This is a genomic window from Actinoplanes sp. NPDC051494 (genome assembly GCF_044454705.1).
Taxonomy (GTDB): Bacteria; Actinomycetota; Actinomycetes; order Mycobacteriales; family Micromonosporaceae; genus Actinoplanes.
The window spans coordinates 286,180-300,386 of sequence record NZ_JBITDZ010000005.1 but is presented as its reverse complement, the minus strand read 5'-3'; the positions used below and the strand labels follow the sequence as shown (position 1 = coordinate 300,386).

The following is a 14,207-nucleotide window of genomic DNA, read 5'->3' as shown; positions in this document are numbered from 1 at the left end:
CTTTGCGATCCGTCTCCGTCAAGTCAGGTCGATCTCTCCCCGGCCCAGCGTTCCCCAGGGCTCAGCGCTTCGCCTGCGCCACCGCGGCCATCAGGGCGTCCACGCCGGCCGGGGTGCCGGGCTTGCCGTACACCCCGAACGGTGCCGCGTACGCGGGCTGGCCGGGCTCCACCCGCCAGCTCTGCGCCAGCGGCCCGACGTCCACCGCGTCGTAACCGATCGCGTCGAGGAAGGCCGTCACGGTCTGCTTGGCATCGGCGTCGTCACCGGCGATGGTCAGCGCGGTCCGGTCCGGGTCGCCGGCCGGGCGGTGCAGCTCGGCCAGGTGCATGAACGTGATGGTGTTGAACACCTTCACCACCGTCGAGCCGGGCAGCTGGCGCTGGGTGATCTCCGAGCTGGTGAGCACGTCCTCGTGCAGCTCGGCGACGTGCCCGTCGCGCTGCGGGTAGTAGTTGCTCGTGTCCAGCACGAGCTTGCCGGTGAGCTCTGCGGCCGACAGGTCCGCGTGCGCCTTGAACGGCACGCTGAGGACAACGAACTCGCCCGCCGCGGCGGCCTCCGCGGTGGTCGCGGCGCGCGCGCCCGGGCCCAGCTCGGCGACGAGCCCGGCCAGCGAGGCGGGGCCGCGGGAGTTGCTCAGCACCACGTCATAACCCGCCGCGACCGCCAGCCGGGCCACGGTCCCACCGATGTGTCCACTTCCGATGAATCCAACAGTTGTCATGCCTGGCCCCAACGACCGGAGCCCGGGAGCATTTCGCCCCGGGCTCCGATGTGGTCCCGGTCACAAATACTTCGTGCAGTCGCTACCCCGGCCGGGTGGCCGCCAGCTGTCTCCCGCGCTCGATCTCGGCGTCGGTGGCGTCGACCCGGGCCATCGCGTACCGCAGCACCGGCGGTCCCATCACCGACGTGACGACCGCGATCAGCACCACGACCGTGTACAGCGCCACCGACAGCACACCGAGCCGCAGCCCGGCGGTCGCGACCACGATCTCCACCACGCCCCGGGCGTTCATCCCGGCCCCGAGCGCGATCGCCTCCCAGTGCGACAACCGGCTGCCCCGCGCACCCAGGTAGGCGCCGGCGAACTTGCCGGCCACCGCCACGGCGAGCAGAGCGAGCGCGGTGACCAGCACCTCCGGATCCGCGAGCGCGGTCAGGTCCACCCGTAGGCCGGCGGTGGCCAGGAAGATCGGCGCGAGCACGGCCAGCACCACCGTCCGCAACGGGGCGAGATCCAGCCACAACGACCGGCCGGGCCGTGGATCCGGTGGCTCCCCGGAGCGGGCGTGCCCGATCAGCGTCCCGGCGACGAACGCGCCGAACAGGGCCTCCATGCCCATCGACTGGGTCGCCGCAGCGCCCAGCAGCACGATCAGCACGGCCGCCGCGACCCGTGGCGTGCCGTCGCCCGCCCGCCCGGCCAGCGCCAGGACCCGGCGCACCAGGGGGCGGCCGGCGACCAGCGCCACGGTCAGGAACAGCAGCAGGTACCCACCGGACCGCGCGACACCGGTCGCCCGTACCCCCGTGGTCGCCGCGGCCGAGACCACCGACAACAAGAACCAGCCGACGGCGTCGTCCACCGCCCCGGCGGCCAGGGTCAGCTGGCCGACGTCGCGGTGCAGCAGATTCATGTCGGCGAGGATCTTCGCGATCACCGGGATCGCGGTGACGCACATGGCCACGCCGACGAACAGCGCGAACGTCGCCCGGTCCGATCCCTCGGGCAGCAACCGGCCCGGCACCACGAACCCGGCCCCGACACCCAGCGCCAGTGGCAGCAGCAACCCGGCCAGGCTGACCCGGGCGCCGGCCGCCCCGCGCCGGCGCAGCATCGCGGTGTCGAGCTGCGCGCCGGTGACCCCGACCAGGAGCAGGACGCCGAGCTGCCCGACCGCGTCGATCAGGTGCAGCTGCCCGGCGTCGGGCGGCAGCACCCAGGCGACGACGCCCGGGGCCAGCGCGCCGAGCAGCGACGGCCCCAGCAGCAACCCGGTGAGCAGCTCACCGACCAGCGCGGGCAGCCCGAGCCGCCCGGCGAGCCGGCCCAGCACCAGCGCGACCAGCAGCAACAGGCTGACCTGGAGCAGGAAGACGAGCAGGACGTGCGGGGCCAGACCCGGCAGCGGGTCGCTCATGACATCCCGGGTGTCACGGCCAGCGCCGCCGCGATCCGCTTGAACCGGGGATCCTCGAGCAGCTGCTCCAGGCCCGCGGCCAGCGGCATTCGCCAGTTCGGGTACTGGTCGCTGGTGCCCGGCAGGTTCGGCTGCCGCAGCTCCCCGAGCACGTCGTACAGCGACGCGAGCACGAACCGGCACGGCGTACGGGCCAGGAACTCGTGCATCGCCACGATCACGTCCTCGGTCGTACTGTCCGGCGTGATCAGCCCCTCGGCGCTCAGCCGGGCGAGCAGCTGCGCCCGGTCCCTGTCGGCGGCCGCGACCTCGTCGTCCACGCTGTCGGCCAGCAGCCCGAGCTCGGCCCGGACCCGGACCTGCTCACCGGCCAGGAAGCCGGCCGCGGTCGGCAGGTCGTGCGTGGAGACGGTGGCCATCGCGTTGCGCGGGTACCCCTGCGGCGCCGCGTAACCCTGCTCCGGGTCCTCGTCGTCGCGGGTGAACCACAGCACCGCCGAACCGAGCATGTTCATCCGTTCCAGGCCCTCGGTCACCACCGGCAGCACGGTGCCCAGGTCCTCACCGACCACCGCGGCACCGGCCCGGCGCGCCTCCAGCGCCAGGATCCCGAGCATCGCCTCCGGGTCGTAGTGCACATAGGTGCCACCGTCGGCGCCCAGGCCCGGCGGCACCCACCACAGCCGCCACAACCCGGCCACGTGGTCCACCCGAAGCCCACCGGCCCGCCGGAAGATCCGCACCAGCATGTCCCGGTACGCCGCGTAACCCGTCTCGATCAGCCGGTCCGGCCGCCACGCGGCCAGCCCCCAGTCCTGCCCGAGCTGGTTGAACGCGTCCGGCGGCGCCCCCGCGTGCACCCCCTGGGCGAGCACGTCCTGCAACAGCCAGCCGTCCGCCCCGCCCGGGTCGATGCCCACCGCGAGGTCGTGCACCACACCGACCGGCATACCCAGCGCGCGCCCGGCCGCGTTGGCCGCCGCCAGCTGCTCCTCGAGCAGGCTCTGCAACCAGACATGAAAAGCCACCCGATCACTGCTGTACGCGCGTACGGCCGGCGCATCGGGCCGGCGCAGCTCCTCCGGCCACGTGCGCCAGTCGGCCCCGTGCTCCTCGGCCAGCGCGCAGAAGACCGCGAAATCGGTCAGCCCCGGATCCGCGTCCAGGTCGATCGCGCCGGCGAACGGCCACAGCAGCTCCAGCGCGGCCCGCTTGGCCTGCCACACCGCCCCGTAGTCGACCAGCCCGTCCGCGGCCGGCGCCGGCTTCAGCGCGTCCACCCGCGCCCGGACCGCCGGATCGGCCCGCCGGTAGGCGGCGGTGTCGGCCACCCGCAGGTACAACGGGTTCGCGAAACGCCGGCTGGAGGGGGAGTACGGCGACGACGGGATCGGCAGCGCCGGGGTGACCGCGTGCAACGGATTCAGCAGGATCAGGCCCGCCCCCTGGCTGTGCTCGACGAACGTACGCAGGTCACCGAGGTCGCCCATGCCCCACGACGCGGCCGAGTGCAGCGAGTACAACTGCAGCATCCAGCCCCAGATCTTCGGTGGCTCGGGCAACTCGGCCGGCACCACCACGAGCGTGACCTCCTGCCCGGCGCTGGCCAGCCGGTGCCAGCCCAGCGGCAGGTCGTCCGGCACCGCCGCGACCTCCAGCACCGAGCCGTCCTCCAGGGTGATGGTCCCCGGCGCGGCCAGCTCCCGCCCCCTGCCCTCCAGCACGACGACCGTCCCGGGCAGCCGCTGCCCGGCCCGGGCCTTCCGGACGGCGGCCAGCTCCCGCCCGACCGCGGCGGGCGAGGTAGCGTCCACCCCGAGCAGCCCGAGCACGCCGACCACGGACTCGGCGGACACGTCCTTGCGCGACTTGCGCCAGTCCTCGTACCAGGTGGCGACGCCGTGCGCCTCGGCCAGTTCCTCGAGCTCGGTGTCCATGACACTCCTCCGCAGCCGGATCGGTCCTGCGTCCCACGCTGGACCGTCCACGACCAGGCGGCAATCACGCGCCGCGCGGTGCCCCCGTCCTTGCGGGCCTACGGCGGCGTACTCCGGGCAATCACCGCCCGCACTTACCCACGGGCCCGGTGCCTCTCCCCGCGTGGTGCGGCTTCGAGCAGGCACGCGGTCCAGGCGTCCGGGCCGGCCCCGCCGGCCTCGGCCCAGACGCGGGCGTCGGCGGTGGCGAACGCGGTGATCGCGGCGGGATCCGCGGACTGCGTTCATGACCTGCGGCGATGAGCCAGATCACCCGGTAGCCGGCGTCCAGCCAGGCGGTTCTACAGGTGGCCCAGCCCCAGTCGACCAGGCATGCCCGGTCGCCGAGAAGGCGCGTCACCGGCGAACAGTGCCGCTTGTTCGAATCGGTCGACGTAGGCGGCCAGGCGTTACTCGGCGCGGCGTCCACCGCTGTGACGGCAATGATGGGGTCGATGACCCGCTCGATGCTTGACTGCACCACCACCGGCCGGGTGTTGAGCTCTCTCCTTCACCTTGGGGTGCCCGCAGGAGGTACTACCGTTGAAACGGTGTCCGGACCCACGGAGACAACCACCCGGGCACGTGCGGGTCGCTGTTCCCGGTCAGCGGTGCGGCAGCGTAGCCCTGACAAACGCACAGCGACCTGATGTTGAGGTAATCGGGGTGCGGCCGGGTGGAGTTACCCGGCAGCATGACGGGATGTCTGATCTGTTGTGGGACGAGGTCCGCGACTTCTTCGATCCTGCGCTGATGGGTGCCCTGCCTGATGTGTGCGTGCCGGGTACGTCGGTCGAGGACTGGCAGACCGTCTTCGACCTCGTCCGGTCGAGCGGATGGCGATGGGAGTACTCAGAAGGCCTTGCCATCAGGCCGCTGCCATCGGCGGCTGCGGCGTTGGTGCCTCGTCCTGCTGATGCCGAGACGGTGGATCTGCGGGTATGGCCCACACCCTCGGTACTGGTCATCTTCCGCCCGATGTCCGCCGACGAGATCGACTTCGACGTCGATCTTCGTGAGCTGCAGGGCCAGGAGGGTGTGGACGTGCTGTGCGGTTTCTTGGCCACGATCGGTCGCGCGCTCGGCAAGCCGGTGGTCATGAACACCGAGGGCGATTGGGGTCATCCCGTGCTCGGGTTCGAGCCCAGCCTCGACAGAGTGGTACGACTGGACCTGTGGCAGGACGGCACAGAACTCGCCACGAGTCCACAAGGCCACCGGCTCGTTCCATCGCGCCCCGGAACGGCTCCGTCGCACGAACAGCCTCCCGGCGGGGTCAACGCTTCTGGGGTAGGTTGCGGGGAACCGTGCAGTCAGGGGGCTGGGGCACATGACCGATGGCGCTGTTGATCCGATCGCCGTGAAGCTGGGGTATCTGTTCGAGGCGAGCGACACCGACCGGGACGGTTCGGTCGACTGGAGCGATTATGAGCGCCTGATCGGTCGCTACCTGGACGGGTACGGCATCGTGGCGGACGATCGCCGGGCGTATGCGTTGCGTGCCGCCTATCAGATGTACTGGTCGGAGCTGCTGCGGCACGTGAATGGCGTCGATCGGCTGTCGAAGGAGCAGTTCGTGCTCGCGAATCAGGCCGCGGGCGTCGACAGCAGCCGGTTCACCATGGTCGAGGCTGTGCCGCAGGCGATCTTCGACGTGATGGACACCGACGCTGACGACACCATCAGCAAGGTGGAGTACAAGGTGTTCCTGCAAGCCTGGGAAGTGTCGGACCTCGAGGCGCTGAACGTCTTCATGGAACTGGACACCGATGACGACGGGCGGATCAGCCGCGGCGAGTTCATCGGTGCCATCCGGGACTTCTTCACCTCACCCGAGCTCGACTCGCCCGGCAGCCTCTTCTTCGGCCACATCGAACAGTAGGCCGCCGGGATCTCATCGGTGGACGGGCAGCGATCACGCGCCGCGCGGTGACCCCGCTGACTTACCCGGCCGGCGTGTGGGCGGCGGTCGCCCACACGGTGAGGGTGGGGTCGGGCAGTGACGGCACCCCGACGAGGTACATGCCGGCGGCGCGGTCGGCAGGCTCCGTGGTGACGCGGCCACGGACGCGGACCTGGCGGGCGAGGGCCGGGCCAGTAGCAGGTCAGGGCCGCGCGGCCGGGTGCCGGATCAGGTCCTGGCCTTGGGGCTCGCCGCGTGCACCGCGAACAGGCCCGCGGGCTTGTCATCGGGAGGCCGCCGGCAGGTGGGTGGCTGCATCGACCCAGGCTGGTCCGGGTCGGTGATCGCCAGCGTGCTGAGCCGGTAGCGGGGCAACCGGTCACGGTCGCCGACGAGTTCCCGGCCGAACCACGACATCGGGGCACCGACCTGCTGCAATGTGCCGTGGGAGAACAGCTGGACGCTCACGGGCGGCCCACGATCAGGCGCAGCGAGCCGACGAAATCGGGCTGGGTGCGCAGGGCGCCGTACGTGTCGTCCCAGGCGCCGGAGGCCAGGTCGGCGCGCAGCTTTTCGATGCCGCTGGTGATCGCGGCCTCGTCGACGAAACCCCATGCCGACTGGGCCGCCCGGACCCGGGGGTCGAGGAACATCTCTGGGCGCGCGTAGTAGGCCTCGGTGAACCCGTCGGTGCAGTCGGCCGGGACCGGCACCGGCAGCACCTGTGTGTCGGGGCCGATCGCGGCGGCGATCATGTCGATCGCCGGGTAGCGACGGCGTTCCGCGGCCATCAGCTCGGGGACGTACTCGGCGAGCCAGAGCAGGTCGAGCGCGTCGCCGTCGAAGGTCAGCACGATCACCGGCCCGCGTGCCACCCGGCGCAGCTCGGCGAGGCCCTTCGCGGTGTCGGCCCACTGGTGCACGGTGACGGTCGCCAGCACCGCGTCGAACGCGTCGTCGTCGAACGGCAGGGCCTCCGCGGTCGCGTCGATCGCCGGCACCGCCCCGGCGGGGCGCTGGGCGCGCATGCTCGCGGACGGCTCGACGGCGGCGACATAGCGGTCACCGGGCTCGTAGGATCCGGCGCCCGCGCCGACGTTGAGGACGGTCCGGGCGGTGCCCAGAGCCGTGTGGATCATCGCGGCGATCCTCGGGTCCGGCCGGCGCCGGACCGCGTACCCGTCGCCGGTGCTCTCGTAGTCGACGTCCCCGCCCGCTGTCGTGATCATGCGAGGACCGTAAACCCGTACCCCGGGGTACAGGTCAAGTGCCGGGGCCGGCGGGAATCCGTACGGTCAGGGCGTTGTCGTCGATGCCCACCGTGCCGTCGTGGCGGCCGACGATCGCCCGGGCCAGGATCAGGGCGGTGGCGTTGCCGCGGTCGCCGGTGGTGGTGAAGAGCTGGTCCGCCGCGGTGTCCGGGGGCAGCGGCAGCCGGATCCGCCACTGGCCGTCCGTCTCGGCGGCGGACAGCTCCACCGGGGAGCAGCCCCCGCTGATCGCGTGGACGGCCGCGGTCAGCCGTTCCAGGGCCTCCGGGAGCCGGACCGGGTCGGCCAGGACAGTGCCCTCGCCGGCCGTCACCGTGACGGGGACCTCCGGCAGCGCCCGGGCGACCCCGTCCAGCAGGTCGCGCACCGGCACGGGCGTACGGGTGAGCTCGATCGTGCCGTTCTCGATGCCGCCGATCAGGGCGATCTGGTCGGTGACCGCGGTCAGCCGGTCGAGGTTACGGGCGACGGCCCGCAGCGCGTCGCCGACCATCGGATCATCGTCCCCACCGGTGTCCTCCGCCAGCAGCTGGGCCATCGACCCGGCCGCCGCCAGTGGGGTGCGCAGCTCGTGCAGCAGCGCGCTGACCAGCTCCGTCTTCGTCGCCACCAGCTCGGCCAGGGCCCGGTTGTGCTGACGCAGCCGGCGGCGGACCCGGGCGCCGGCGCTGAGGTCGGTCACGGTCATGACCCGCAGGTCGTGGACGTGGTGCCAGCGGCCCTCGACCAGGCGATCGTGGGGGAGCGGGCACCGGTGCGGCCGTTCGTCCGGCCATGCCGACCACAGCGGCTCGGCCCGGTGGAACGGATCGGTGGTGCCCAGTTCCGCGACGGGAAGCCCGGCCAGCTCGGTGCCGGCGGGCGCGCCGAACGCGGCGAGCAGCGCCGGGTTGGCCATGACGATCAGGCCGGCCGGGTCGGTGACCAGCATCCCGGTGGGCGTGACACCCAGGAGTTCCCCGGCGACCGCCGGCAGCGCAGCACCCACCCCCCGATGATCGCACCGCGTGCCCCCGGCGGTGGGGGGACCGCGAAACCGGGCGCCCCGGCCGGTCAGCGGCGCACCTGGTAGCGCAGGTGGAGCACCCCGTTGCCCTGGATCACCACGTCGGGGTCCGCCAGCGGGTGCTGCGCGCCGACCGACCCGAAATAGCGTTTGCCGGACCCGAACACGACGGGTACGACGTCCATCCGCACCTCGTCGACCAGGCCCGCGGCGAGCACCTGGCCACCGACGTCACCGGCGGCGACCTCGATCGTGCGGTCACCGGCGAGCTCCCGCGCCCGGGCCACGGCCGCCTCGACGCCGCCGACGAAGTGGAACGGTGCCGTGGGGTCCCAGCCCTCGGGTGCCGGCCGGTGGGTCACGACGACCACGTGGTCGATTCCGCTCGGCGGCTTTCCGTCCCAGCCGTCGGTCATGTCGAAGACGTGGCGCCCGGCGATCGTCACGCCGATCTCGTCCCAGTACGGCCGGACGTAGTCGTAGGACGTCTTCGACACGGTCAGCACGCCGCTGTCGTCCAGCGGGACGTCACCGCTGGTCAACCAGTCGAACAGCGGTCCCGGCCGGTCGCTGCCGTCCGCGACGAAGCCGTCCACCGACACCGACGCGTACATGACCACCTTGCCCACGGGCTCTCCTCTGTTCGGGGTTGCCCCCAAAGTAGCGTGCCGAGAGCTGCCGATCTTGTAAGAAATCAATCTGCCGGCAGCGGCCAGCCGTCCATCGCGTGGCCGGGATGGTCGCGCCGGAACTGCCGCCGGACGTCGAGGTACCGGGTCGGCGTGAGCCCGGTGAACGCCCGGAACTCGTGGCCGAAATGGGCCTGGTCGAAGTAGCCGGCGTCATGGGCGAGCTCGGCCCAGTCGACCGGCCCGTCGGGGTCGAGTGCGAACACCGTGGCGGTGAAGCGCTGGGTGCGGGCCAGCCGCTTCGGTGTGACGCCGACGAGTTCCCTGAACCGGCGGGTCAGATGGGTGCTGCTGACCCCGGCCGCCACGCTCAGGTCGCCGATCGCCACCGCCCCGCCGGTCGCCGAGATGACGCTGCTCGTGTGACGGACCAGGTCCAGGCCGGTGGTCCCGCTCAGCCGCCGCATCAGCTCCTGCTCGAACAGCGTCAGCATGTCGTGCGGTCCGTCCGCCGCGGCCAGCCTGTCGCGCAGCTCGGCGACGGCGGCCCGGCCCCAGACCTGCTCCACCGGCACCGGCCGGTCGCACAGCTCGGCCGCCGGCATCGGCAGGAACGGCGCCAGCCCCCACGGCTTGACGTGCGCGCCGACGGACCGGGTCCGGTGCGGGTAGCCGAACTCCCACGCGCGGGTGGCCATGGTGACCACGCAGCCGTCGGCGTACTCGGCCGTCCCGATCCCGGTGCCGGCGCGGATCCGGAACGGCGCTCCGAGGTTGACGACGAGCAACGCCGTCGGCGCGGGCGGCAGCGTCAGCCGGGCGTACGGCGGCGTGCCCTCCAGGTAGTAGAGGTCGTCGATCAGCCCGTTCAGCGGCGGTCGCGGCACTCTGGACACATACTCCACATCCAGGAATCTAGTGGGACATGACGCGGTGGTGCAGGGCGGTGACCGCGGCCCGCGCGGAGACGAACGCGCCGTGCTGCCAGGCGACCTCGTGGCTGAGCCAGTCGCCGGCGAAGTAGACGTGGCCGGCCGGCTGCAGGAGCAGGTGGTAGCCCGGGGTGCCGGTCGGTGGGCTGGTCCAGGCGCCTTCGAGGTGGCGGGTGCGGTGCCAGGCGATCGAGAACGAGGAGGCCAGCTCCGTACGGTAGACGTCGCCGTGGATCTTGCTGCCCTGAGCGATCGCGCGGGCCTCGCGTCCGGGTGGGGTGAGCGCGCCGTACGTGCGGGCGTTCGTGCCCGTGTTGTAGTAGCCGATGACCAGGCCGCGGTCGCTGTGGAAGCTGTGGGACGGGTACCAGATGTGCGACAGGTCCATGTCGGTCTCGGTGATGCCGCCGTAGATCCGCAGGTCCTGCTCCCACCAGCGGCGCCGGTACTCGAGGCCGATCTTGCCCGACGGGGTGACCGGGAACGTGCCCAGCGCGCTCTGCACGCCGGCGCCCAGGTTGTGCGGGACGCGGGCCATCAGGTGCGGGGGCAGCGCGGCGACGCAGAAGTCGGCGATGATCGTGCGGGTGCGGCCGTCGCGGGTGTAGACGACCTCGACGTCGCCGGCGCGGTCGGTCACCGAGGTCACCTGGGCGCCGAGGTGGACGCGCGACGCACCGATCGCCCGGGTCAGCGCGGCCGGGATCCGGTCCATGCCGCCGACCGGCTGGAACATGAGCATCGCCTGGTCGTAGCCGAACTCGAAGCTGAAGTACCGGCCCACGTTCGCCGCGAACACCTCCGACAGCTCCGGCGGGCCGGGCAACGGCGTGCCCGCGTCGGTGCCCGCGCCGGGATAGGCGGCGAAACCGCGGCGGCTGGTCCCGGCATAGTCCCAATCCGCGGTACGACCACCGATCGCGCCGAAACTCTGCAGAAACGTGAGCAGTCTTTCTTTGTCCTGGGCGGTGAGGGAACCGTCGAGTGCGCCCTGATCGGTGGCTTTGGCGAGCAGTTCCGACACGTATCCGTACACGTCGGCTTTCGCTGTGCGGTAGCGGATCGGCGCGCCGGCCGCCTCGGTGTGCACGAAGGCGTCGGCGTTCTGGTTCGTGAACACCTCGATGGGCACGCCGAGTTCGCGGCAGTAGTCGAGGGTCACCATCCACTGGGCGAGCCGGGCCGGTCCGGCGTTCATGTAGACGCCGGGGGAGAACCGGGCCCGCTGGGTGTGACCGTCGAGATCGGTCTCGGTGGTGCCGCCCCGCACGGTGAGATTGCGTCCTCCGGCGACGCCGCGCGCTTCCAGAACCGTACAGTCGTAGCCGGCTTTTCCCAGCTCGTAGGCGGCCGTCAGGCCGGCGATGCCGCCGCCGAGCACGACGACGCGGCGGGGCTTGCGGCCGGTGAGGTGGAAGTCCGACGGTCTCGGCGGGCTGAACGGCGGCGCGGGGGACGCGGCGGCCGGGGCGAGGCCGAGCGCGCCCATCGTGGCGAACAGGGCGCCGGCGCCACCGCTGACGCCGACCGACTGCAGGAACCTGCGGCGACTCACTGATCGATCACTCACGATCATCATCGTGGGCCGGAATTGTTTCGTATTGATGTCGACACATGTGAATGTCAGAACCGGTACCGTCACCCTGTGGATCTGTCTCGAAAGCTGACCGGAATACTGGCGGCAGGAATACTGGCCGCCGGATCTCTCACCGTTCCCGTTCCCGTATCGGCCGCCGGCCGGAGCGCGCCGTCCACGAGGGACTTCGCCAACGGCCCCGAGCGCAACGACATCGCCGCGCTGACCACCTCGCTGCCGCTCACCGCCGCGGCGCGGGCCGCGACGCCGGCCGCTGCGAAACACCGGGGCTACCCGCGGCGGACCGGTCTGCGCGTCTACCCCGAGAACCCGGCCGACAAGTCGATCAAGCTGGGGCTCGTGCCGTACCACGCGATCGCGCCGCACCTGAACGCGCTGCAGCGGGCCTCCGACCGGGTGTCCGCCGAGATCGCCGGGCATTCCGCGCTCGGCCGCGACCTGTACCTCGTCACCGTGACCGCGCCCGAGACCGCCGCCGAGGCCACCCGCCAGGACCGCTGGCGGGCGCTGATCGAGAACGACCCGGCCGCCGCCCGACGCGACCGGGCGCTGGCCCGCGACTACAAGACCCCGGTGTGGATCAACGCGAACATCCACGGCAACGAGTGGGAGGGCACCGACGGTGCGCTGCGCGTGATCGAGCGGCTCGCCACGGCCACCGACACCGCCACGGCGCGGCTGCTCTCCCGTACCCGGATCTATGTCACCGTGACCAACAACCCGGACGGGCGCATCGCCGGGACCCGGGCCAACGGCGCGGGTTTCGACATCAACCGCGACCATGCGACCAGCTCGCAGCCGGAGTCGCGGGCCGTGCGCGACGTGGTCATCGCGACCCAGCCGGTCGTCATGCTCGACGAGCACGGCTACACCGGCACCACGCTGATCGAGCCGGCCACGCCGCCGCACGGGCAGAACTACGAATACGATCTCTACATCAAGCACGCGCTGCCGAACGCGCTCGGCATGGAAGCGGCCATCCAGAAGCTGGGGTACGCCGAGACCGCCCGCGCCGACATCCCGTTCCGTGACTACGCCCCGGGCGACTGGGACGACTGGCCGCCGATCTTCACCCCCATGTACGCGATCTACCAGGGCGCGGTCGGTCACACCGTCGAGGTGCCGCTGCAGGTCAACGGCGGGCTCTACGACTCGCTGCCGGTCGCCGAGCTGCGCCGCCGGTCGGGCATCAACACCGCGGTCGCCGCGTCGACCATCGGGGCCGCCATCACGTACGCCGACACGCACCGCGCGCAGCTGCTCGCCGACCAGATCGAGCAGTTCCGCCGGGGCTGGGCCGGTGCGCCCTCGCCGGTGATCCCGGACGGCTACGTCGACGGTTTCGGCCCCGAGGACCACTACTCGACGACGTTCCCCCGCGCGTACGTCATCCCGGCCGGCACCGCCCAGCGTTCCCCGGCCGCCGCGGCCCGTCTCGTCGACCACCTCGTCGCCCACGACGTGCGGGTCACCCAGGCAAAGGTCCCGTTCGCGCTGAACGGCAAGAAATACCCGGCCGGCTCGTACGTGGTCGACATGCACCAGCCCAAGCGAGGCCTCGCCAACGTGCTGCTCGAAGCCGGTCGCGACATCTCCGACCTGGTCCCGCAGATGTACGACATCAGCGGCTGGTCGCACCGCCTGCTCTGGGGTGCCTCGGTCGACATCAGCCGGACCGCCGCGCCCCGCACGCGCACGAAGCCGGTCACGATCGCGTCGCCGACCGGCGCGGTGACCGCCACGCCGGGCCGGAATCTGTCCCTGACCCTGCGCGACGCCGCCGACGTCCGAGCGCTCAACAGCCTTCTGGATCAAGGAATCACGGTGCGGCGTACGGACGCGAGCACCGTCGTGGTCCCGGCCGCGGCGCGCCGCGCGGCCCAGGATGCCGCTTCGCGGTTCGGCGTACGGTTCACCGCGGCCGATCGCAAGGCGACCGGAACCGTGGTCACCAGGCCGGTCGTCGCCGCGGCCGCCGCCGCCGACGAACTGTTCGCCCTGCGCGAGATGGGCTTCGAGGTCCGCCCGGTCTCGACGGCACTGCTGAACGCGGGAACCGCCGACCTGACCGGCGTGGACACCCTCGTGGTGTCGTCCGGCCTGTCGTACTCCCAGCTCAACACCACCGCGAAGGCCACACTGGACGCGGTCCTCACCCACGCCGGCGTGGTCACCCGGGGTTCGACGGGCGCAGCGTTCAACACGGCGGCGAACCTGCTCCCGGCGACCGCGGTGGCCGGGCGCGGCGACGCGAACGGCGTGGTGAACGTGACCAACACCGGCCCGGTGGTCGGCGCGGGCTCGCTGCCGAACTCGTTCGTGTACTCCCCGCTCTGGTTCACCGGCACGGGCTTCACCGTCGAGCAGCGCTATGCGGCGACCAGGCCGCTGGTCGCCGGCCACTGGCTGCCCACCGGCCCGGGCGTCGGCGGCCAGGCCCAGGCCGCGGGCCAGGCGGCGGTCGTCTCCGGCACGACGGCCCGGGGCGGGCGGGCCGTGCTGTTCGGCACCGAACCGCTGTTCCGGACCCACCCCAAGGGCCTGTACGCCCAGTTCGCCCGCGCGCTCTACTGGTCCGCGGGCTGACCGGCCGGCTGGCCTGCGACACCCTCGATACCGACGGTGTGGTGGCCGATCACCGCCTGGGCGAGGGCGGTCCGCAGACGTGCGGCCGCCCGGTCCCGGTCCGCGGTGGGGATCCGCCGTTCCGGGGGCTGCGGCGACACCTCGGTGTTCATCGGCCCAC

At 72.1% G+C, this 14,207-nt stretch carries 12 protein-coding genes and 1 pseudogene; 3 read left to right on the top strand and 10 right to left on the bottom strand.

What is annotated here, in order from left to right:
* Positions 1 to 61: 61 nt before the first annotated feature.
* The 3 genes from ACIA6A_RS20510 to malQ all read right to left on the bottom strand — a co-directional run bounded on the left by ACIA6A_RS20510 (position 62) and on the right by malQ (position 4,084).
* Positions 62 to 727, bottom strand: a complete 666-nt coding sequence (locus ACIA6A_RS20510) for an NADPH-dependent F420 reductase (protein WP_396099308.1) — start codon at positions 725 to 727, stop codon at positions 62 to 64.
* Between the two features lie 82 nt (positions 728 to 809).
* Entirely contained in the window at positions 810 to 2,147 is a 1,338-nt protein-coding gene (locus tag ACIA6A_RS20505; protein ID WP_396099307.1) for a cation:proton antiporter, read from the bottom strand.
* Positions 2,144 to 4,084, bottom strand: coding sequence for a 4-alpha-glucanotransferase (malQ, locus tag ACIA6A_RS20500; RefSeq protein ID WP_396099305.1), 1,941 nt, complete (start codon positions 4,082 to 4,084; stop codon positions 2,144 to 2,146). The genes ACIA6A_RS20505 and malQ overlap by 4 nt, the downstream gene beginning before the upstream one ends.
* Positions 4,085 to 4,825: 741 nt before the next feature.
* Between malQ and ACIA6A_RS20495 the strand changes: the two are divergent.
* Positions 4,826 to 5,293 (top strand): annotated as a pseudogene (locus tag ACIA6A_RS20495) (hypothetical protein); the annotation flags it as partial.
* Between the two features lie 160 nt (positions 5,294 to 5,453).
* On the top strand, positions 5,454 to 6,005 hold the full coding sequence (locus tag ACIA6A_RS20490) for an EF-hand domain-containing protein (protein ID WP_396099304.1): 552 nt from the start codon (positions 5,454 to 5,456) through the stop codon (positions 6,003 to 6,005).
* Positions 6,006 to 6,254: 249 nt separating this feature from the next.
* Here ACIA6A_RS20490 and ACIA6A_RS20485 read toward each other — a convergent pair whose 3' ends face one another.
* From ACIA6A_RS20485 to ACIA6A_RS20460, 6 genes are all read right to left on the bottom strand, one after another.
* Positions 6,255 to 6,494, bottom strand: coding sequence for a hypothetical protein (locus ACIA6A_RS20485; RefSeq protein ID WP_396099303.1), 240 nt, complete (start codon positions 6,492 to 6,494; stop codon positions 6,255 to 6,257).
* The gene (locus ACIA6A_RS20480; RefSeq protein WP_396099302.1) at positions 6,491 to 7,255 is read right to left on the bottom strand and encodes a class I SAM-dependent methyltransferase; all 765 of its coding nucleotides are present in this window, start codon (positions 7,253 to 7,255) and stop codon (positions 6,491 to 6,493) included. Before ACIA6A_RS20480 ends, ACIA6A_RS20485 begins: the two co-directional genes overlap by 4 nt.
* A gap of 34 nt (positions 7,256 to 7,289) precedes the next feature.
* On the bottom strand, positions 7,290 to 8,285 hold the full coding sequence (locus tag ACIA6A_RS20475; protein ID WP_396099301.1) for a histidine kinase dimerization/phospho-acceptor domain-containing protein: 996 nt from the start codon (positions 8,283 to 8,285) through the stop codon (positions 7,290 to 7,292).
* A 65-nt stretch (positions 8,286 to 8,350) separates the two neighbouring features.
* Entirely contained in the window at positions 8,351 to 8,932 is a 582-nt protein-coding gene (locus ACIA6A_RS20470; protein ID WP_396099300.1) for a dihydrofolate reductase family protein, read from the bottom strand.
* Positions 8,933 to 8,997: 65 nt separating this feature from the next.
* Positions 8,998 to 9,828, bottom strand: coding sequence for a helix-turn-helix domain-containing protein (locus ACIA6A_RS20465; RefSeq protein WP_396099299.1), 831 nt, complete (start codon positions 9,826 to 9,828; stop codon positions 8,998 to 9,000).
* A 19-nt stretch (positions 9,829 to 9,847) separates the two neighbouring features.
* A complete protein-coding gene (locus ACIA6A_RS20460) occupies positions 9,848 to 11,440 on the bottom strand; it encodes a flavin monoamine oxidase family protein (RefSeq protein ID WP_396099550.1) in 1,593 nt (530 codons plus the stop codon).
* Between the two features lie 69 nt (positions 11,441 to 11,509).
* Between ACIA6A_RS20460 and ACIA6A_RS20455 the strand changes: the two genes are divergently transcribed.
* A complete protein-coding gene (locus ACIA6A_RS20455) occupies positions 11,510 to 14,047 on the top strand; it encodes a M14 family zinc carboxypeptidase (RefSeq protein WP_396099298.1) in 2,538 nt (845 codons plus the stop codon).
* Here ACIA6A_RS20455 and ACIA6A_RS20450 read toward each other — a convergent pair.
* Positions 14,029 to 14,199 (bottom strand): hypothetical protein, encoded by a 171-nt coding sequence (locus tag ACIA6A_RS20450; RefSeq protein ID WP_396099297.1) that lies wholly within the window; start codon positions 14,197 to 14,199, stop codon positions 14,029 to 14,031. The genes ACIA6A_RS20455 and ACIA6A_RS20450 overlap by 19 nt on opposite strands.
* Between the last annotated feature and the right edge of the window lie 8 nt (positions 14,200 to 14,207).

What these genes read in the sequence shown, in the direction of transcription:
- ACIA6A_RS20505 (WP_396099307.1), bottom strand. Translation starts at nt 2,147, where the DNA reads ATGAGCGACCCGCTGCCGGGTCTGGCCCCGCACGTCCTGCTCGTCTTC.
- ACIA6A_RS20450 (WP_396099297.1), bottom strand. Translation starts at nt 14,199, where the DNA reads ATGAACACCGAGGTGTCGCCGCAGCCCCCGGAACGGCGGATCCCCACC.
- ACIA6A_RS20510 (WP_396099308.1), bottom strand. Translation starts at nt 727, where the DNA reads ATGACAACTGTTGGATTCATCGGAAGTGGACACATCGGTGGGACCGTG.
- ACIA6A_RS20490 (WP_396099304.1), top strand. Translation starts at nt 5,454, where the DNA reads ATGACCGATGGCGCTGTTGATCCGATCGCCGTGAAGCTGGGGTATCTG.
- ACIA6A_RS20480 (WP_396099302.1), bottom strand. Translation starts at nt 7,255, where the DNA reads ATGATCACGACAGCGGGCGGGGACGTCGACTACGAGAGCACCGGCGAC.
- ACIA6A_RS20460 (WP_396099550.1), bottom strand. Translation starts at nt 11,440, where the DNA reads ATGATCGTGAGTGATCGATCAGTGAGTCGCCGCAGGTTCCTGCAGTCG.
- malQ (WP_396099305.1), bottom strand. Translation starts at nt 4,084, where the DNA reads ATGGACACCGAGCTCGAGGAACTGGCCGAGGCGCACGGCGTCGCCACC.